16 protein-coding genes are annotated in these 20,676 nt (G+C 59.0%); 7 read left to right on the forward strand and 9 right to left on the reverse strand.

Annotated features, from left to right (window positions below; all coding sequences use genetic code 11):
* Positions 1-108 precede the first annotated feature (108 nt).
* Both ACP3TY_RS12395 and ACP3TY_RS12400 read left to right on the forward strand, forming a co-directional pair.
* Positions 109-2,646 (forward strand): PAS domain S-box protein, encoded by a 2,538-nt coding sequence (locus tag ACP3TY_RS12395; RefSeq protein ID WP_426620125.1) that lies wholly within the window; start codon positions 109-111, stop codon positions 2,644-2,646.
* Between the two features lie 51 nt (positions 2,647-2,697).
* A complete protein-coding gene (locus tag ACP3TY_RS12400) occupies positions 2,698-2,973 on the forward strand; it encodes a peptidylprolyl isomerase (protein WP_007912322.1) in 276 nt (91 codons plus the stop codon).
* Between the two features lie 103 nt (positions 2,974-3,076).
* On the opposite strand, the gene ACP3TY_RS12405 is transcribed toward ACP3TY_RS12400, so the two are convergent.
* From ACP3TY_RS12405 to ACP3TY_RS12440, 8 genes are all read right to left on the reverse strand, one after another.
* Entirely contained in the window at positions 3,077-4,012 is a 936-nt protein-coding gene (locus ACP3TY_RS12405; RefSeq protein WP_426620127.1) for a sugar kinase, read from the reverse strand.
* 131 nt (positions 4,013-4,143) lie between these two features.
* Positions 4,144-5,358 carry an amino acid deaminase gene (locus ACP3TY_RS12410; RefSeq protein ID WP_426620128.1) on the reverse strand — a complete coding sequence of 405 codons (1,215 nt, stop codon included), beginning with the start codon at positions 5,356-5,358 and terminating at the stop codon, positions 4,144-4,146.
* A 39-nt stretch (positions 5,359-5,397) separates the two neighbouring features.
* Complete coding sequence (locus tag ACP3TY_RS12415) at positions 5,398-6,162, reverse strand: IclR family transcriptional regulator (protein WP_426620130.1); 765 nt, start codon at positions 6,160-6,162, stop codon at positions 5,398-5,400.
* A 158-nt stretch (positions 6,163-6,320) separates the two neighbouring features.
* Positions 6,321-6,710: a RidA family protein gene (locus ACP3TY_RS12420; protein WP_007912330.1), complete on the reverse strand. Its 390-nt coding sequence runs from the start codon at positions 6,708-6,710 to the stop codon at positions 6,321-6,323.
* A gap of 31 nt (positions 6,711-6,741) precedes the next feature.
* Positions 6,742-7,539 carry an amino acid ABC transporter ATP-binding protein gene (locus tag ACP3TY_RS12425; RefSeq protein WP_053120511.1) on the reverse strand — a complete coding sequence of 266 codons (798 nt, stop codon included), beginning with the start codon at positions 7,537-7,539 and terminating at the stop codon, positions 6,742-6,744.
* Positions 7,536-8,198 (reverse strand): amino acid ABC transporter permease, encoded by a 663-nt coding sequence (locus ACP3TY_RS12430; protein WP_159812389.1) that lies wholly within the window; start codon positions 8,196-8,198, stop codon positions 7,536-7,538. Before ACP3TY_RS12430 ends, ACP3TY_RS12425 begins: the two co-directional genes overlap by 4 nt.
* 9 nt (positions 8,199-8,207) lie before the next feature.
* Positions 8,208-8,870 carry an amino acid ABC transporter permease gene (locus tag ACP3TY_RS12435; protein WP_426620471.1) on the reverse strand — a complete coding sequence of 221 codons (663 nt, stop codon included), beginning with the start codon at positions 8,868-8,870 and terminating at the stop codon, positions 8,208-8,210.
* Positions 8,871-9,045: 175 nt separating this feature from the next.
* On the reverse strand, positions 9,046-9,894 hold the full coding sequence (locus ACP3TY_RS12440; protein ID WP_426620132.1) for a transporter substrate-binding domain-containing protein: 849 nt from the start codon (positions 9,892-9,894) through the stop codon (positions 9,046-9,048).
* A 481-nt stretch (positions 9,895-10,375) separates the two neighbouring features.
* Here ACP3TY_RS12440 and wecB point away from each other — a divergent pair, with 481 nt between their 5' ends.
* Genes wecB through ACP3TY_RS12465 form a run of 5 tightly spaced genes read left to right on the forward strand, consistent with a single transcriptional unit; the run spans position 10,376 to position 18,794 of the window.
* A complete protein-coding gene (wecB, locus tag ACP3TY_RS12445; protein ID WP_426620133.1) occupies positions 10,376-11,530 on the forward strand; it encodes a non-hydrolyzing UDP-N-acetylglucosamine 2-epimerase in 1,155 nt (384 codons plus the stop codon).
* Complete coding sequence (gene nrfB / locus ACP3TY_RS12450) at positions 11,527-13,698, forward strand: cyclic di-3',5'-guanylate-activated glycosyltransferase NrfB (protein WP_426620134.1); 2,172 nt, start codon at positions 11,527-11,529, stop codon at positions 13,696-13,698. Before wecB ends, nrfB begins: the two co-directional genes overlap by 4 nt.
* The gene (locus tag ACP3TY_RS12455; RefSeq protein ID WP_426620136.1) at positions 13,695-16,856 is read left to right on the forward strand and encodes an NfrA family protein; all 3,162 of its coding nucleotides are present in this window, start codon (positions 13,695-13,697) and stop codon (positions 16,854-16,856) included. Before nrfB ends, ACP3TY_RS12455 begins: the two co-directional genes overlap by 4 nt.
* Positions 16,856-17,734, forward strand: a complete 879-nt coding sequence (locus ACP3TY_RS12460; protein ID WP_426620137.1) for a DUF4434 family protein — start codon at positions 16,856-16,858, stop codon at positions 17,732-17,734. The genes ACP3TY_RS12455 and ACP3TY_RS12460 overlap by 1 nt, the downstream gene beginning before the upstream one ends.
* On the forward strand, positions 17,718-18,794 hold the full coding sequence (locus ACP3TY_RS12465) for a GGDEF domain-containing protein (protein WP_426620138.1): 1,077 nt from the start codon (positions 17,718-17,720) through the stop codon (positions 18,792-18,794). The genes ACP3TY_RS12460 and ACP3TY_RS12465 overlap by 17 nt, the downstream gene beginning before the upstream one ends.
* Before the next feature lie 116 nt (positions 18,795-18,910).
* Here the strand turns inward: ACP3TY_RS12465 and ACP3TY_RS12470 are convergent, their stop codons facing one another.
* Positions 18,911-20,467: a TerC family protein gene (locus tag ACP3TY_RS12470; RefSeq protein WP_159812392.1), complete on the reverse strand. Its 1,557-nt coding sequence runs from the start codon at positions 20,465-20,467 to the stop codon at positions 18,911-18,913.
* Between the last annotated feature and the right edge of the window lie 209 nt (positions 20,468-20,676).

Here is a 20,676-nt window from a genome sequence, read left to right on the forward strand (position 1 = left end):
ATTGAATGATCGAAATGAGCCGCCGCGTGACGCGCCCGGCCCCATAGCGTCTACCGTTCTGCAAGCATAGTAGACGCCGCCTCACCGACCGAACCTCAGGATCCAACGATGAACGCTGTACCGAACACTGATGACGCCCAGGCTCTGATTGCCCGCACCGACTGGAGTCGCAGCCCGTTGGGCGCCGCTGGCACTTGGCCGCAGAGCCTGCGTACTGCGGTGGACATCGTGATTCACTCGCCCATGCCGATGTTGCTGCTGTGGGGCTCGCAACTGACGCAGATCTACAACAACGGCTTCGCGTTGCTCGCCGGCCACAAGCATCCGCACGCTTTCGGACAGCCTGCACACCAGATATGGCCGGAACTTAGAGAATTCACTGACCCGATTTACAGCGCCGTCCTACAAGGCCAGGTGCGCACCTACAGTGAAAGGCGTTTCACCTTGCAACGCGACGGGCAGGAATCCGACTTCTGGCTTGATCTGACGTACAGCCCTATCCGCGATGAAAATGCGCAGGTCGCCGGGATTCTGGTCACGGCCATCGAAACCAATGAACGTCGACGCATTGCCCTGGAACTGCAGCAACGCTCCGAACAAAGTTTGAAGGCCCAGCAGGAAACCGAAGAACGTCTGCAATTGGCCCTCGCTGCAACCGATGCGGTTGGCACGTGGGATTGGGACATTGGCGAGGATCGCTTTATTGCCGACGCGCATTTCGCGCAGTTGCATGGCGTCGACCCGGTACGTGCCAGTCAGTTGCCGATCAGCGAATACCTGCAAGGCGTGCACCCCGAAGACCGCGCGATGGTTGCCCGCAGCATCAAACATTGCATCACCCACGGCACCGAATACGCCGAGGAATACCGCCTGTTGCAACCCAACGGTGAGTTGCGCTGGGTGTTTGCCCGAGGCCGTTGCTACAAGGATCACCATGGCCGGCCCATGCGTTTTCTCGGGGCCGCGCTGGATCTGACCGAACGCAAACACACCGAACAGGCGCTGCGTCAGAGCCAGACCGAACTGCAACTGATCATGAACGCGATGCCGATCCTGATCAGCTATGTCGATCAGGAAGAACGTTTTCGCCTGAACAACGCCGCTTATCTGGACTGGTACGGGTTAACCCCGCAGGAGCTGTTCGGGCGCACCATTCGTGATGTTATCGGTGAAGAAGCGTATTTCCTGCGGGCGCCGTACATTGCTGAAGCACTGGCGGGCCGGTCGTGCTCGTTCAGCCTGTACACCTCCCATCGCGACGGCAGCACGCGCCACGCGCTGATGAATTACGTGCCGCGCCACGGGCCGGATGGCGCGGTCAACGGTTTCTATATTTTTGTGATTGATGAAACCGAGCGGAAAAAGACCGAAGAAGCGCTGCGCAATCTCAACGAAACGCTGGAGGAACGGGTCAGCGCCCGCACCGAGCAATTGGCGCAGGCCAACCAGCGTTTGCAAAACGAGATGTTCGAGCGTGAGCGTGCCGAAGATGCATTGCGTCACGCGCAGAAAATGGAAGCGGTCGGCCAGCTAACCGGCGGTATCGCCCACGACTTCAACAACATGTTGACCGGCATCATCGGCAGTCTCGACCTGATGCAGCGCTACATCGCCAACGGTCGTGCCGACGAGATTGGTCGTTTTACCGAAGCGGCCGTGTCCTCGGCGAATCGAGCGGCAGCGCTGACCCATCGGTTGCTGGCGTTCTCCCGGCGTCAGTCGCTGGATCGCAAGAAACTGGATGTCAACGAACTAGTGCATTCGCTTGAAGACCTGATTCGCCGCACCAAAGGCGATCCGATCGAGCTCGAATTGCGTCTGACCGACAATGCCTGGCCGGTCAGCACCGATGTCAGCCAATTGGAAAACGCCCTGCTCAATCTGGTGATCAACGCCCGCGATGCGATGCCCGAGGGCGGCAAACTGCTGATCGAGACGGCCAACGTTTACCTCGATGGCAGCGACATCACCACGCTGGAACCGGTCAAGGCTGGCGATTATTTGATGCTCGCGGTCAGCGACAACGGCACCGGCATGACGCCATCCGTGCGCTCAAAAGCGTTCGATCCGTTTTTCACCACCAAACCGATTGGTCAGGGCACGGGGTTGGGGCTGTCGATGATTTACGGGTTTGCCCAGCAATCGGGCGGCCATGTCAGCCTCGACAGCGTGCCGGGTCAAGGCACGTGCGTGCGTTTGTATCTGCCTCGACTGAAAACGCCTGAACTGCAGGCCGCCGAGGTTGAACCGGTGAGTGTTACGCCCCCCACGGCCAGCGGCGAGACCGTGATGGTGGTCGAGGATGACCCGGCGGTGCGCATGCTGGTGCTCGATCTATTGAAAGAGTTGGGTTATCGCGGGTATGAAGCGCAAGACGCGACGTCCGCCCTGCCCTTGCTGGAATCCGACGCACGCATTGACCTGCTGGTGACCGATGTCGGCCTGCCGGGCATGAACGGTCGACAACTGGCGGAGATTGCCCGTCAGCATCGCCCCGGGCTGAAGGTGTTGTTCATGACCGGTTACGCGCAAAAAGCCGCTGAACGTCAGGGCTTTCTTGAGGACGGTATGGACATGGTCGCCAAACCGTTTGCGTTGCAACTGCTGGCCAGCAAGATCCGCACGATGCTCAGCCAAACTCCGTGACTTGAGGCATAATCCGCGCCCCGCCGTCACCCCGTTATCAGGTACCGCACGATGAAAGCCCAAGCCCGCCACATTCTGGTGAAAACTGCCGAAGAGGCCGAACAGCTCAAACAACGCATCGCCAAGGGTGAAGCGTTTGATGTGCTGGCGAAAAAATTCTCGACCTGCCCGTCCGGCAAGCGCGGCGGGGATCTGGGGGAAGTGCGGCCGGGGCAGATGGTTGGCGCGATTGACGCGGTGATCTTCAAGAAGCCGCTGCGCACGGTGCATGGGCCGATCAAGAGCAAGTTCGGGTATCACTTGGTGCAGGTTTTTTACCGCGATTGATCAATTCTCGTAGGAGCTGCCGAAGGCTGCGATCTGTTGATCTTGCTTGCCAGTCAAAAATCAAAAGATCGCAGCCTTCGGCAGCTCCTACAGGGGATGTGTTTCAGTCTTTGGGAATCAGTGCACCTGGAACTTGAATGACTCGGCTTGCCAATTGATGCCCGGCCCGCGCGGCCTCTTCAGGACTGTCGCCCATCAACCGCGCCGCCAGATACGCCGCACTGAACGAATCCCCCGCCGCCGTCGTATCAACGACTTTCTCGACTTTCTGCGCCGGCACTTCAAACACCTCGCCCTCGCAGCGAATCAGGCACGCTTCAGCGCCCCGTTTGAGCACCACTTCCGGCGTACCGATTTGCGCGTACGTGGCGAACACCTCATCGCAATCAGCAAAACCAAACAGCGCCTGTTCGTCATCCACCGTCAGCAAGGCCAGGTCAACGTACGGCAGGACACTGCGATACGCCGCGCGTGCAGCGTCCACCGACGTCCATAAACGTGGACGGTAGTTGTTGTCGAAAACGATCCGCGCATCACGTTGGCGGGCTTCGATCAGGGTCTGGATGAGTTTCTCGCGCCCTTGCGCACCGAGCACGGCCAGGGTGATGCCGCTGAAATACAACACGTCGTAATCCGGCAGCGCGGCCAGAATCGGCTCCGCGGCCGGCGTGGTGAAGCAATCGCGGACGGCCGCTTCGTTGCGCCAGTAGAGGAAACGACGTTCGCCATTGGCGTCGGTCTGGATGCAATACAGGCCCGGCAAACGACCGGGCAGACGTTGCACCATGCCCAGGCCAATGCCTTCGTCTGTCCAGATCTGGCACATGGCGTCGCTGAAGCTGTCATCGCCGAGCGCGGTGACGTAGTCGACTTGCGCTTTGTCGCCCATGGCTCGGGACAGGTAGACAGCGGTGTTCAAGGTGTCGCCGCCGAAGCTTTGCTGGAGGCTGCCGTCGGCGCGTTGTTGGAGTTCGATCATGCATTCGCCGATCAGGGCGATGCGTGGGGTGTTGGGGCCCAGGGGGCTTAGGGTGTTCATTGGGTGGTGTCTCTTGATTCGATGGTGTCTAGGCCGGCCTCTTCGCGAGCAGGCTCGCTCCCACAGTTAGAATGCATTCCAAAAAGTGGGAGCGAGCCTGCTCGCGAATGGCCGCGACGCGGTCTCAAGCCTTAGAAACAGGTCTCCATGCTCTCGATCACCGTCAACTGCTCATCCACCAGCGACCCGGTGCGCCACTTGTCGAACGTCAGGCACGGGTGCGAGGTGCCGAAAGAAATGATGTCGCCGACGCGCAGTTCAACGCCCGGCGCTACGGTCATGAAGGCGTGCTGATCCATCACCGCCGTCACCTTGCACGCACCGACATCATCGCCCACTGCCGGCACAATTCCAGCCTTGTAACGCAGCAACGGCACCGGTAGACCGGCGTCATAAGCCACATCACGCTTGCCCAGCGCGATCACCGCAAAACCCGGCTCCGGCAGCGATTGTACGTGCGCCCAGACTTCCAGCGCCGGGCGCAGGCCTTCGTGCAAATCACTGCGACGATCGAGCACGCAGCACTGCGCTTCTTTATAGATGCCGTGGTCATGCGCGACGTAACTGCCCGGGCGCAACACGCTGAGGAAACGTCCGGCAGCGTTCTGCGCTTCGAACGACTCAGCGATCAAGTCGTACCACGCCGAACCCGAGGCAGTGATGATCGGCTGCGGAATCGCGAACGCACCGCTGTCCTGTAACTGCACCGCCAAACGCACCAGCGACGCGGCAAACTCACGAATGCCGCTGACCGCGTGATCACCGTGAATCACCCCTTCGTAACCTTCGATGCCGGTCAGGGCCAGCGCCGGTTGCGCATTGATCGCCTTGGCCAGCTCGATCACTTCCTGCTCGCTGCGGCAGCCGCAACGGCCACCGACCACGCCGTACTCGATCATCACGTTCAACTTCACGCCGCGCGAGGCGAAGTAGGCGCCGAGATCGGCGACGTTGTCCGGATGATCGACCATGCAGTAGAAATCGAACGACGGATCGGCCAGCAGATCAGCAATCAGCGCCATGTTCGGTGTGCCGACCAACTGGTTGGCCATCAGCACCCGGCGCACGCCGTGGGTGTAAGCGGCACGGGTCTGGGTCGCGCTGGCGAGGGTGATGCCCCATGCGCCGGCGTCGAGCTGACGCTTGAACAGCGCCGGGGTCATGCTGGTTTTGCCGTGGGGCGCGAGTACGGCGCCGCTGTCGCTGACGAACTTCTGCATCCAGCGAATGTTGTGTTCCAGCGCTTCGCGGTGCAGCACCAGCGCGGGCAGGCTGACGTCACGCGCCAGATGGGCACCGATGGCCGCATCACCTTTATCTACAGCAGAATTGATGACAGTCGTCATGGTCGAACTCCTCACATTCGCGGCCGCAGGCGGCCGCGTTTATTCGTTGATTCGTCGGGCGAGGCTGTTAGCGCTCTCGATCAGCACCCGGCGATAGTCGTTGTAATTGTTTTTCGCATCGGCCCGAGGGGCGACGATGCACAGCGTACAAATCGCCACGCCTTGCGGGTCTTTGACGGGCGCGGCGAAGCAATGGGTGAAGGTGTCGGCAACGCTGTCGAAAGAGAAGAATCCGTCGATACCGGCCTGACGGATTTGCGCCAGAAACAGCTCCATCGACAAACGCTCGCCGTCGGGCAGGATGTAATCGTCTTCGTCGATCAGGTCGCGGATTTGCTGATCGCTTAAATGCGCGAGCAGCAGACGGCCGGAAGCCGTCCATGGGATGGGCGCGTTTTCACCGATGTCAGAGGAAATACGGAAATGTCGCTCGCCCTCCTTCATCAATGCCACGGTGTACTTGCGGCCGTTGAGCAGGCACATCTGCGCGGTTTCATGGGTCTGACTGACGATCTCCTGCAAGGCGTGATCGGCCTCGCGACTGAGGTCGAAATGACGCAAATGCGCCTGGCCGAGGAAGTACAGCTGCCGGCCGAGATAGACGTGACCGTCCTTGCCCACCGGTTCCAGAATCCGCCGCTCGAGTAACGAGGCAACCAGTTCGTAGACCGTGGATTTCGGGCTGCCGATGCCGTTGGCGATGTCATTCGGGCGCAGCGGCTGGCCGATTTCCTTGAGGAAATCGAGGATATCGAACGCCCGATCCAGACCGCGGGCCCGGCGTTTGATGGTGTCTTCGGTCATTTCAGTGGGTTCCCATTCAAAGTCGCCGGGAGTTTACCGCTAATGATCGTTCCCATGCTCCGCGTGGGAATGAAGCCCCGGACGCTCTGCGTCCCTTGGAACGCGGAGCGTTCCGTGAGGCATTCCCACGCAGAGCGTGGGAACGATCATGGCGTTGATCAGGCCTTTTTCTTGTACGCAATGCAGTCGATCTCGACCTTGCAATCAACCATCATGCTCGCCTGCACACAGGCCCGCGCCGGGGCGTGCTCAGGCTTGAAGTACTCACCAAAGACCTTGTTGAAACTGCTGAAATCCCGTGGATCGTCCAGCCACACGCCGGCGCGCACGACATCTTCCAGGCCATAACCGGCCTCTTCGAGAATCGCGATCAGGTTCTTCATGGTCTGGTGAGTCTGCTCGACGATGCCGCCAACAATAATCTCGCCATCCACCGCCGGCACCTGGCCGGACACGTGCAGCCAGCCATCGGCTTCAACGGCGCGGGCGAATGGGCGTGGCTGGCCACCAGCGGCGGTGCTGCCGGTGCCGTATCGAGTAATGCTCATGGGTGTTTCTCCTGGTTACAAAAGTGAAGATTTAAAACCGCGTGCTTTTCAGAAACTCAGCCAGACGCGGCGATTGCGGGCGTTCGAACAGCTCCTTGGGAGGCCCCTGCTCTTCGATTCGCCCCTGATTCATGAATACGATTTTGTCCGAGACCTCGAAGGCAAAACGCATTTCATGGGTCACCAGCAACATGGTCATGCCGTCCTCGGCCAGGCCCTTGATCACGTTGAGCACTTCGCCGACCAGTTCCGGGTCGAGGGCTGAGGTGACTTCGTCAAACAGCATAAGGCTTGGGTTCATCGCAATGGCCCGGGCGATCGCCACACGTTGTTGCTGACCGCCGGACAACTGGCCGGGAAAGTGATTGCGCCGCTCCAGCAAGCCAACGCGCTCAAGCCATTTCTCGGCGAGTACCACTGCTTCGTCCTTGTGCATCTTCTTGACCTTGAGCAAGCCAAGGGTGACGTTCTGCAGTGCAGTCAAATGCGGAAACAGGTTGAATTGCTGGAACGCCATGCCGGTCATCGCACGATGACGAGCGATGACTTTTTCCGCGTGACGCACGCGTTTGCCGTTGCTTTCGTCATAACCGATCGACTCACCGTCGAGCAGGATCTGCCCGCCCTGAAACTCTTCGAGCATGTTCACGCAACGCAGCAGCGTGGTTTTGCCCGAACCGCTGGAGCCGATCAGCGTGACCACGTTGCCGCGCTGCATGCTCAGGTCGACACCCTTGAGCACTTCGACCGCGCCGTATTGTTTGTGCAGGCCACGAATATCCAGCAGCGGCTGGCCGTTCTGAAGGTTGGAAACTGGAGCTTCAATCATGGCAAGGCCACCCGCTTTTCAATGTGCCGGCCGAGTAACTCGATGCCGTAGTTGATGACGAAGAACAGAAAACCGGCGAACAGGTAAAACTCCAGGGTCATAAACGTCCGGGCGATGACCTGTTGCGTGCTGAGCAGCAACTCAGCAACGCCGATGACCGAGAGCAAGGTCGACGCCTTAACGATTTCCGTGGACGAGTTGACCCAGGTCGGCAGGATCTGCCGCAATGCCTGAGGCAACAATACGTAGGCAAGGGACTGATAAAACGTCAGACCAATCGCCTGACTCGCTTCCATCTGCCCACGGGGCAACGCTTGCAGCGCACCGCGAACAATTTCGGCAACGTGCGAGCCGCAAAACAGCGTCAGGCCCAACGCACCGGCCTGAAATGCACTGATCTGCCAACCCAGCGCCGGCGCCATGTAGAAGCAGGCCAGCACCAGCACAAACACCGGCGTGCCGCGAATCAGATCGACATAGAAACGGAACGGTGCGCGCATCCAGAACTTGCCGTACGTCAGCACCAGACCGGTGACAACGCCGAGCATCGTGCCGAACAAAATCGCCAGCGCCGACACCTGCACGCTGGTCAGAAAGCCCTGCAGCAACGTCTCGCGGGCAATCCACAACTCGTGTAACCAACTGGGAGATTCGTACATCGCAGCCTCCTATCGGCGAATCGCCAGACGCTGCTCGATGTAACGCAGCAGCATGGCAATGAGGTAACAGGCCGCGACATACAACGCCGTCGTCACTAGCCAGGTTTCGATCACCCGGTAGCTTTCGACGTTGATCTTGCGCGCGTAATAGGTCAGCTCCGGCACCGCAATCGCAGCGGCCAGCGAGGTGTCCTTGAACAGTGAAATGAAGTTGTTCGACAGCGCCGGCAAGACATTGCGCAGCATGACCGGCACGGTGACGTAGGCCTTGACCTGCCACTCACCGAGACCAATCGCCAACCCCGCTTCGCGCTGCCCCTTGGGAATGCTCAGCAAGCCACCACGGAACACCTCGGTCAGATAGGCCCCGGCATACAACGAGAGCGTGATGATGAACGACGGGATCTTGTCCAGACGGATCCCGAGGCTCGGCAGTGCGAAGTAGATCAACAGAATCAACACCAGAATCGGCGTGTTGCGCACCACCGTGACGTACACCGAAGCCAGCACCCGCAAGGCGCGATGCTTTGACAGCAGCGCGAACGCCATCAGCAGGCCGATCACGCAGCCGATGGCGATCGACACCAGCGCCAGTTCGAGGCCCAGACCGAGCCCCGCGAGCAAGGTGTCGAAATCGCGCCACACGGCGGCAAAGTTCAACTGATAGTTCATGGTCAGCAGTACCTTGAGCGGGGCGACGTGCATCGCCCCACTCTTCCTTCAGCAATTTGGAAACGTCGCGAGCGAAGAAAAGACAAGGCGAAAACAGGCGAAAAAGCGGAGTTGACGTCAGTCAATGAGCATTTTGAGGCTGTTTTCAACGCAGTATTTTCGAGCGCAGCAGTTTTCATTTGAATTCGACGGGGAAACCGATCGCTGGGGACGGCAGATCGACACCGAACCACTGCTTGAACGACGCCGCGTAAGTCGGGAATTCAACGCCGGTCATCGCTTCATGCAACGTGGTGTTGACGAAGTTCAGCCAGTCCTGATCGCCACGTTTGACGGCGCAGGCGTAGGTTTGCGGGCTCCACGCGTAGGTCGGGCTGCGGTAGCGGCCAGGGTTCTGCACCATCAGGTATTTGACCGAAGACTGGTCGGTGGCGGCGGCATCGGCGCGGCCGGAGTTCACCGCGTGATACATCAGATCGACGCTGTCGTACTGATCGACCTTGGCTTTGGGCAGCGCCTGGTGCACCAATTCTTCGGCGTAGACGTTTTGCAGCACGGCCACGGTCACGCTGTCGCCAGCGCCTTGCAGGTCTTCAATTTCCTTGTACTTGCTGTTGTTCGGCAACAACAGGCCAACACCTTCGCGGTAGTACGGCAGCGTGAACGCCACTTGCTGCGCGCGGCTGGCAGTCACGGTGATGAACTGGCAGCTCATGTCGACCTTGTCGGTGAGCAGATTGGGAATACGCGCATCGGATGACTGCACCACGAACTCGACTTTGCTCGGGTCGTTGAAAAGACCTTTGGCCACCATCCTGGCGATGTCGATATCAAATCCCTGCAACTTGCCGTCCGCGCCCTGAAAGTGCCACGGCGCATTGGTGCTGCCGGTGCCCACGATCAACTTGCCCCGGGCGAGAACACTGTCGAGCTTGCTGTCGGCCGCCTGGGCCAGCCCCATGACGGTGGATGAAGCTGCAAGAACAAAAACACACGCTTTGAACAAGGAAGGACGGCGATGCATGGCAAGCACTCCAGATTTGTGTTTATTCCGCTATACCGGAATACGGTTTGTTACTACGGAATAGACAGCAGAAAGTGTGCCACAGGAATCACGAGGAATCTGCAATGGATTGAAATGTTTTTTGAATCAAAGGGATGGGTGAAGTGTGGGGCGTGAAGTTATCAAAGCGATTTGATTGTCAGCGCTACCGTTGGCTACGAGGCGCGGGTAGCAGGTTCCCAATGTATATGGCGGTCTGACTAAGTTGCGCCAAATCTTGACATCCAGCGCACCAATTCTGTGCACGCCTTGGGAACTTTTCCTGAAAGTGCCACCTAAGAGCCATCAACCGATGGCACTTTCGTTCTACATGATCGGTATCAATCAAGCGTCGAACCGGATTGGACAAGCTTCCATCCGGCTGCTTTCCTTTATTTCTCAGTAAGAGAACACACGCTGCAGGCCATCTGGTCACAGCGTTGCCATGTCCCAGGAGGGGTCAATGTCTTTTAAAGTCATGATGGTTTTCGGTACGCGCCCGGAGGCCATAAAAATGGCCCCGCTTGCTCGGGTTTTGCGCCGGTGGCCAGACATCCAACTGAACATCTGCTCCACCGGCCAGCATCGCGAGATGCTCACGCAGGTGCTGGACGCCTTTGAGCTGACGGTCGATGAAGACCTGCAAGTGATGACGCAAGGCCAAACCCTCAACGGCTTGTCCCAACATCTATTAGCTCAGCTCGATCAAGCTTACGAGCGGGTCAAACCTGACATCGTATTGGTACACGGCGACACCACCACGAGCTTCATCGCCGCCCTCGCCGCGTTCAATCGACAACTGCCGATCGGCCACGTCGAAGCGGGCCTGCGTACCGGCAATCTGCGCGCGCCGTGGCCGGAAGAGGCCAACCGCCGCTTGACCGGCGTCATTGCCGATCTGCATTTTCCGCCAACGTCCAAATCTGCGGCCAATCTGCTGCGCGAAGGCGTGCCTGAGGAAAACATCGAAATCACCGGCAACACCGTCATCGATGCCTTGCTGTGGATGCGCAAACACCAAGAGCAAACTCAGTGGCATCCCGCCGCCGATTCGCCGCTGGCCGTACTCGATGATCAGCGCCGGATGATCCTGGTCACCAGCCACCGTCGGGAAAATCTCGGCGGTGGTTTCAACAACATCTGTCTGGCCTTGGCTGAGTTGGCCGAGCGCTACCCGGATGTGCAATTTGTCTACCCAGTACACCTCAACCCGCTCGTACAAGAAGTGGTGTACGGCATGCTCGCCAACAAACCCAACATCTATCTGGTTCCTCCACAGGACTACCCGAACTTCGTCTGGCTGATGGGCCACGCACATTTCATCCTCACGGATTCCGGCGGCGTACAGGAAGAAGCGCCGGCGATTGGCAAGCCATTGCTGGTACTGCGCGATGTCACTGAGCGCCCCTCCGTACTGGAAAGCGGCACGATGTTGCTGGTCGGCACCGACAAGGCACGCATCATCAACGAAGCTTCGCGGTTGCTTGATGACGAAGAGACCTACACCCGCATGAGCCGGGTGCACTTTCCTTACGGCGATGGTCACGCCAGCGAATTGATCGCCACCCGCCTCCACGCCTGGTTGAGCGCTCGCTCGACGGCGGGTGACGGGGTATGAGTCTGGGTTGGGTCGATTTTTTTGCGTATGTGCTGTTTGGTCTCAAATATGTGGCGATTGCCCTCGCCCTGCTGATGTTCTTCCTCGGTCTCGATGACCTGTTCATCGACCTTGTGTACTGGAGTCGCAAGCTGATCCGGCGCTGGCGGATCTACGATAAATTCGAACGCGCCGACGAGCAGCGGCTGTACGCGATTGCCGAAAAACCGCTGGCGATCATGGTGCCGGCGTGGAATGAAGTCGGTGTGGTCGGCGAAATGGCCCGCCTGGCGGCCTCGACCATCGATTACGAGAACTACCAGATTTTTGTCGGCACCTACCCCAACGACGCCGAGACCCAAGCGGACGTCGACGCGGTCTGCCAGCACTATCCCAACGTGCACAAAGTGGTTTGCGCCCGCCCCGGACCGACCAGCAAGGCCGACTGTCTGAACAACATCATCGACGCCATTCTGCGTTTCGAGAGCGAGGCGAAAATCCAGTTCGCCGGGTTCATCCTGCATGACGCCGAAGACGTGATTTCACCGATGGAGTTGCGTCTCTACAACTATCTGCTGCCCAACAAGGATCTGATCCAGATCCCGGTTTATCCGTACGCACCGGAATGGAAAGGCTTCACCGCCGGCCACTATGTCGACGAGTTCGCCGAAAACCACGGCAAGGACGTTATCGTTCGCGAAGCCCTGACCGGTCAGGTGCCGAGCGCGGGTGTCGGTACGTGCTTCAGCCGCAAAGCGATCAGCGCCCTGCTCGAAGACGGCGACGGCATTGCCTTCGATGTTCAGAGTCTCACCGAGGACTACGACATCGGTTTCCGCCTCAAACAAAAAGGCATGAAGTGCATTTTCGCCCGTTACTCGGTGAGCGATCCGAAACTGGCGCTGGAGCAGCCTTGGGCGTTCGGCATGAACCGCGAATTTTCCCAAGTTATCTGCGTCCGTGAGCATTTCCCGCGCGACTTGCAGCACGCGATCCGGCAGAAATCGCGCTGGATTGTCGGCATCGTGTTTCAAGGCACCAAAAACCTCGGCTGGAGCACCGGCCTGCTCAACTATTTCCTGTGGCGCGATCGCCGCGGCCTGATCGCCTACATGCTGAGCTTTCTGGTCAATCTGTTGTTCGCAGTGCTGCTGGTCATGTGGTTGGTCACGGTGATTTCTCCGGACTCCTGGCGCTACCCGTCGATTCTTTCCGACAGTTCAATACTACCGGTGCTGCTCTGGCTTAACGGTTTCATGCTGCTCAATCGTCTGTTCCAGCGCGGCTGGTTCGTGACCCGCTATTACGGTCTGGTTGAAGGCCTGCTGTCGGCGCCACGGATGATGTGGAGCAACTTCGTCAACTTCTTCGCCAACCTCCGCGCGCTACGCCAGGTCATGGAAATGGGCGATTCGCGGCGCGTGGCCTGGGACAAGACCACCCACGAATTCCCTGCGCTGACCAAGGCACAACGCGTACCGCTGGGGCATCGTCTGGTCGAGAAAGGCTTGATCACCGAAGAGCAACTGGAAGCCGCCATCACCAGTCCGGTTCGTCGCCGACTCGGTCGGGAATTGTTACTGCGTGGGTACATCGACAGCACGCAACTGGTGCAGGCACTGGCCGAGCAGCTTGATCTGGAATGGGCGCCACTCAACCCGTTCAAACTCGATAAGCGCCTGATTGATGCCTTGCCGCGCCGCATCGCCTCGCACTACGGCGTTCTGCCCGTGGCCGAGGAAGGCGAAACACTGGTGCTTGCCTCCGAAGGCCCGGTCAGTCAGGTCTCCCTCGGCGCCATCAGCCGACAATTAAAGCGTCCGGTGCGTAGCCGTCTGGCACCGCAAGGCCGTGTGACTCTGGGGATTCGTTACTGGTACGCCAGCCCCCGTCAGAATGAGGAAGTGCGTCATATGCTCCAAGTGCTTGAACGTCATCAGGACGATGAAGCCTTGCTGGAACGCGTCAGCCGCCATCAGGTGTTGCTGGGCAACCTGTTGCAGGTTCGCGGCATGGTGCCGCCCACTCTGTTCAATCAAGCGCTGATTGATTTCGATGCGGAAAACATGTCGCTCGGCGAGCACCTGATCGACCGCGGCATGATCACCCGCGAAGTACTCGAACAGGCGCTGGCGGATCAGACGAGTGAACAGCAAGCGGCTTACCGCATTGTCCGGGAGGTCGCATGAAGCCTGTTTACCGTCATTCCCTGATGATGGCGAGCCTGTTGCTTGGGTTGAGTACCGCGTACCCACTGCAAGCCGCACCATTGAGCGAGTTCGAACAGTTCCGCAGTTATCCCTATATGGATCGCAGTTACCGCGAGGCGAAAAAAGGTAACTGGAAAGAAGTCGAACGGCTGATGCGGCACCTGCTGGAAAAGGTGCCGAAAAACGATGAGGCGCGTGCCATGCTGGTTGAGTCGCTGGCCAAACAGCGGCGCTATCAGGACGCCGTTCAAGCGTTGCCGAACGATAACAGCGAGGCAGTTCTCGATTTGCGCCTGACCTGGATCGAACAGGATCCACCGACCAGCACTCAAGTCGAACAATGGATGGCCACCAGCAGCCTCAACGACCGTGTGCGGTTGTGGCAGGCCTACAGCTTGAGTCTGGCGAAATTCGGCGGTGCCGCCAAAGCCCACGACTGGCTGGCACATTTGGCGCCCAAGGGTGACGACAATATTCTGCGTCTGGCGCGCTCGAACTGGTCCGAGCAATTGCGTGACTGGAGCGGCACCATCGAAGAACTCGCGCCGCTGGTGGCGCGTCAACAACTCGATACCGAAGGCTGGCAACGGCTGGCCAATGCCTACGTGCAACGCCTTGATGAGCAACCGCTGCAACAACTGCTGCAACAGGCGCCAAGCCCTGAAGCGGCGCGCAAAGTTCGACTGGCGATGGTCGATCGCGCCATCGCCATGGGCCACGATCAGCAGGCTCAGCGCTGGCTGCAATCATTGCCGGCGTCGGATCTGGCCGATCCGTTACAACGTCAGCGGCTGTGGGAGCTGGCGCGGCAGACTGATGATGTGCCGACTGTCCAGCGTCTCAGCAACGACTTGCAGCGCCCTTGCCTGGAAACCGTCGACTGGCTGTCGCGGCACGATCCGGAAGCTGCACGGGTGCAACTGCGTGGTTGTCAGCCAACAGATGATCCCCAGGCCTGGCTGGTTCTGGCGCAACGTCTGCAAGCCACCGACCTGTTGCAAAGTACACAACTGCCGCAGCCCTGGGACAGCCAGCGGCAAGCGCAACTGCTCTATGTCTGGCAGGAACAGGGTGAGAGCAGCAAGGTCATGGTCTGGCTCGCCGGTCAGACGCAAACCCCTGCGGTGGTCAAACGCCGCGCGGAGCTGGCGCAGCGCATGGGGCGCCGCACTGAAGAACAGACCTTGTGGGAATACCATTACCGCCAGACCGGCGATCTGGCCTCACTGAATCAGGCCAGTTTTCTCGCGTTCAATAGCGGCGATCGCGCGCACGCACAGCAATTGCTGGAAAACGCTTACGACCGTCATGGCGGACGTCTGCCGGCCACCGCGCTGCAGCGTCTCGCCGGGATCTACGCCTCTTTGACAGAGGTCACGCCGGCCCAGCAGCAACGCATGGCTTCGTTGATCGATCGTGTCGACGGCGCCACTCGCGGGCAATTGCTCGCACAACTGGCAGAAAAAGGTCAGTGCCATGTCGTGCAGCAGGCCATCGGCAGTCACCCCCAAGCAATTGGCGACTTCCGCGCCCTCGGCCGTTGTGCGATGCCCGATCGACCCGGCGAAGCCGTCGTTTATTACCAGCAAGCCGAGAAACTTGGAGACCGCAGCAGTCGTTTGCCTTTGGCCTATGCGCTCGAAGCTGCCGGCGATTCCGCCGGTGCCTTGGCGATCTGGCGCAACATCCCCGCTGCGGAGCTCACAGACAACGCACGTCTGACCGCCAGCCGCAGTGCGCTGAATGCCGGCGACGCCCAAACCGCCGAGCGCTTCTGGCAACAGAGCAACACTCGCGGGGCTAACGAATGGGCGCTAGGCGCGGCGATTGCCGATGCTCGCGGCGCGCATGTACAGGCGCTGGAACGCCAACGCCAGGCCCTATTAAAAGCACCGGATGCCGGGCACTTTTATGCCGCCTCGGTCACCGCACAAAAGGCTGGTGATTTGTCACAAAGCACCGCATGGCTGGCCGAAGCCGTGCGCCGCGATCCGGAAAACCCACGCTACCGCGCCGATTACGGCATGCGTTTGTCGGGCGCACAAACCCGTGAAGAGCGCGCCAGTGCAATCCCCTATCTGCAACAGGCGACCCGCGACTTCCCAGAGGATTATCGTCTGGGCGAAACCCTGGCCTGGCGCTACGACGAAGTCGAGGACAGCGCCTCCGCGCGCAAGGAATTGCGTCGCGTGATCGACCTCGAACAGAACCCGGTTGCGGCGGACGATGAAGACGGCAGCATGGAGGCTCGTCGCTATCGTCAGCGCCGTGCTCATGAGGCCTTGTCCCGGCGGGATAACTTCACGATTGCCAGTACCTGGTCGCCGGCTGGGGTATCGACCAACGACTTTTTACGCGCCGACGATAACGAAGGCAGCAAACGTGTTGCGCAGTCGCAAAACGTGCAGGTCGCCATGTGGGATCACGCGCTCGGTGAGGAACCAAGCCGCGCCGGCAGTACGTTGTCGGTTTATGGCCGTGCTTTACTGGGCGGCATCGGTCGCTCCAGTTACGCGGAGTCCTTCGCAACCGGCGTGGGCTTGCGCTACAAGCCGTGGGGCACGGCCAACATCAACTTCTACGCCGAAATCTACAAGCAGACCGGTGTCAGCGATGACGGCAGCAACGGCATGCGTCTGGGCGAATTGTTCAATCCCGGTAAAGTCTGGGATCAAGGGCATGACTACGACCGCTATGGTCGAACCAGCACCGACTACCTGCTACGCGCCACCGCCTCGTTCCTTGATCAGGGCAAGTACCGCAACGATTGGCGCGTCGACGAAAGTGAATGGGATGAACGCTTCCTCTACCTCGACGCCGCCTGGTGGACCAAGGCCGGCGATCACCAATGGTTATCGCGTTTCCAGCAAGGCCATACGTGGAAACTGCCGTTCAATGGCGCACAAACGATCATGCCGTACGGATTTCTCGAATTCGCCAGCCAGGATCCGAGCAACGACTGGCGTCAGGATTTGCGCACCGGCGTCGGTTTGCGCTGGCAATGGTGGTACGACGATGACCGCTACAACGCCTACCGCTCGAAACTGACGGTGCGTACCGAATATCAACAGTCGCTGGGCGGCAATTTGTATGAAGGCGGCAACGGTGTGCTGCTGGGCGTGGAGTGGAATTTCTGATGGCTCGCTGGATAATGTTTTTCTGCTTGTTGCTTAGCGCCGTCGCTGTGCGTGCTGATGAGCGTGTGTTCTATCAACCGCTTAATGTCGATGCCAGTCTCAGCCAGACGCAATGGCAAAAAATCTGGCAAGACAGCGCAAAGCAAGGCACGCGGACGCTGATCGTGCAATGGACTGCGTATGGTGACTCTGACTTCGGTGGTGCCAATGGCTGGCTCGCCAACAGTTTGAAACTGGCGCAGCGGCAAGGCTTGCAGCTGGTACTCGGATTGAAAATGGATCCGGCCTACTACCAGCGCATTGATGAACTCGACAGCGCCGGCCTCACCACGTATTGGCAGGCGCAACTGGGCCAGACACTGGCGCAGCAGCAAAAGCTGCGCAAGGACTGGAAGTTGCCGGTAACGGGTTGGTACCTGCCACTGGAGCTCGACGACTTGCACTTTCTCGCCGCAGAACGCCGGGCGACGTTGCAACGCCAACTGACGGATCTGGCGGGCAAACTGGATGCTCCCCTGCACATCAGCGCATTCAGTGCCGGCAAACTCGCGCCGTCGGTCAATGGAAAGTGGTTGGGCGATCTGGCGGCTGCCGGAATTCAGGTCTGGTGGCAGGACGGTGCGGGTACCGGGCGCCTGGCCCCGTTGGTACGCACCGGTTATGCCGGCGAACTACCCTGCTCGGTGGGTATCGTGCGTGAGGCGTTCCGGCAGGTCAGCCGCGATGGTCAGCCATTTCGTGCCGAGCCCAGCGCACCTGACGTGACATCTACCGGTTGTCATCCAAACGCCGTATTTTCCCTGCGTTACCGCCCATGGGGCCAGGTGATCCTCGACAACCAGCGCAAACATCAGGGTATCGATGTACAAAATCATTGAAGACGAAGTGCTGAAAAAAACCGCGCCGGCGGCAGTGCGCGCCGAGTTCGTCCAGCACGAATTCGAGCGCCTCCACCGGTTCAGCGTGTTGATCTTCCTCACCAGCACGTTCATGTGGCTGGTGTTTGATCTGATCGTCAGCTTCCTCGGCGGCCAGGGCTTCACCTGGCGTTCAATGGTTTTCCTATTGCTGTTTTCGATTCTGACCGTCGTGCTGGGGTTCACCCGCAAGGCGCGTCATTTTGATGTGCTGACCGTGCTCTTCGTGCTCGGTCTCACTGTTGGCGTCCGGCTCATTGTCTACGGTGTACCGGACATTGTGCAGAGTTCCTGGCTGGTGCTTGCCGCCGCCAGCATGCTCTACAGCATCTCGGTACTGCCCTTAAGTCGCGTGGCGTTTTTCGTCGTGCAACTGATCATCTGGTCGTTGCTCAACCCGTTTATCAATACCAGCATCAGCCTCTTCGAATTGCGAGGGGTCATGACGGCTTGCTACAGCGTGTTTCTGTGTGCACTGACCATCTACACCTTTCTCAAACTGCGCGAGGCCAAGCTCTACAACTACATCATGTCGCAGTTGCTGCTGGATCAGGCCTACAACGATACCCTCACTGAAATCCCCAACCGCCGTTCCTTCATGACCCTCGCGGAAAAACACCTGCAAACGGTTCCGCGCGAACACGATCATTACTTATTGATGATCGACATCGATAACTTCAAGAAAGTGAATGACACCTATGGGCACGACATCGGCGATGAAGTGCTCAAGCGCGTTGCCGCCGACATCAAAATGGTGATGAACGCGCATGACTTTGCTCGATTGGGTGGCGAGGAGTTTGCGATTTATCTGACCGATGTTGGCCGGGAGGATGCCGAAGCACTGGCCGGGGAATTGTGCAGACTCGTGCGCGAACAACCGACGAAGTATCCGGTGACCATCAGCATCGGCGTAACCCGGGTCGAAGAACACGACACCCTGACTCAGGCGTTGATCAAGGCGGATGATGCGTTGTACGAATCGAAGCATTCGGGGAAGGATCGCTACACTTTTCATCGCTGATAAGTGCGTTATCGCTAAGACCAACTTCGCGAGCAAGCCCGCTCCCACACTTGAAATGCATTCCAATTGTGGGAGCGGGCTTGCTCGCGAAGGGGCCAGTAAGACCAGCAAATCAATCAGTCATTTTTTATCAGCAACACCCGCGTCACCCGCCGCTCTTCAACCGCCACCACCGTCATCTGCCAGCCTTCGTATTCCAGACGATCGCCCACCATCGGCAAGCGATCCAGCAAACTCATCACCAGACCGGCCAGCGTTTGATAATCCTCGGTGGGCTCAGCGCCAAACCCGGTGCGCTGCCGCACCCGTGTCAGGTTCAGCGCACCGCTGACCATAAACCCACCCTGCTCTTCAACCACGTCGGGGCCTTCAACTTCACTGGCGTCGGGTAATTCACCGGCAATCGACTCAAGGATGTCGGTCATGGTCAAGATACCGACAAAATCACCGAATTCATTGACCACAAACGCGATGTGGGTCGACGCGGCACGCATTTGCTCCAATGCGTTGAGAATCGAATAGCTCTCGAGCAGATTGATCGACTTGCGCGCCAGGTGCTCCAGATTCGGCTCCTCACCGGCCAGATACTCTTTGAGCAATTCTTTCTTGTGCACGAAGCCCAGGGGTTCATCCACCGCGCCATCGCGAATCAACGGCAATCGCGAGTAGGACGAATGCATCAATCGTGTACGAATCGCTTCGGCATCGTCGGCCAGGTCGATGTAGTCGACATCGGCGCGCACAGTCATCAGGGCACGAATCGGACGCTCAGCCAATTGCAGAACGCCGCTGATCATCACGCGCTCGCGGCGGTCGAACAGTTCCGTACTCGGCGCTTCGCCGTTGTCGAGCAGGTCAGAAATCTCCTCGCCCACTTCCTCCACTGCCAGTTTGCGCCCGCCCAGCAGACGCATCACCGCGTGGGCCGTGCGCTCACGCATCGGACGCAAGCCCTGCATCGAGCGTTTGCGACGGGCACGGGCAATCTGGTTGAACACTTCAATCAGAATCGAGAAGCCGATGGCTGCGTACAGATAGCCTTTCGGGATGTGGAAACCCAGGCCTTCGGCGGTCAGGGCGAAACCGATCATCATCAAGAAGCCCAGACACAACATGATCACCGTCGGGTGCGCATTGACGAAGCGTGTCAGCGGCTTGCTCGCGACAATCATCAGACCGATGGAGATGATCACCGCGATCATCATCACCGCCAGTTCATCGACCATGCCGACAGCGGTAATCACCGCGTCCAGCGAGAACACGGCGTCGAGCACCACGATCTGCGCGACGATCGGCCAGAACAACGCATAAGCGGTGTTAGAGGTGCGTTCGCCGACATGACCTTCCAACCGTTCGTGCAACTCCATGGTGGCTTTGAACAGCAGGAACACACCACCAAACAACATGATCAGGTCGCGACCGGAGAAGCTCTTGTCGAACACCTCAAACAGCGGCTGCGTCAGGGTTACCAGCCAGGAAATACTCGCCAACAGGCCCAGGCGCATGATCAGCGCCAGCGACAGGCCGATGATTCGCGCGCGGTCACGCTGATGCGGCGGCAGTTTGTCCGCCAGAATCGCGATGAACACCAGGTTGTCGATGCCGAGCACCAGTTCCAGCACGATCAAAGTCAACAAGCCTAACCAGGCCGTGGGATCCGCTAACCATTCCATAAAATATCTCGATCTCTCTTCAGTAAATTCAGGCTGCCGGACACGACGAAGTGCAACGCGATAGCTCTGAAGCTGCGTTGTCTACGATAGTCGGGTGTCGGAAAACCGGATGCTGCGAGTGCGTCAAGACCGCGCCGTGGCGCATGGGAAACGGATAACTGGGAGGCTCCGAGAGGGTGTTCATGCAAATCCTGAAAGAAAAAAGGCCT

The organism is Pseudomonas rustica (assembly GCF_049959085.1).
In the GTDB taxonomy this organism is placed as follows: Bacteria; Pseudomonadota; Gammaproteobacteria; order Pseudomonadales; family Pseudomonadaceae; genus Aquipseudomonas; species Aquipseudomonas rustica.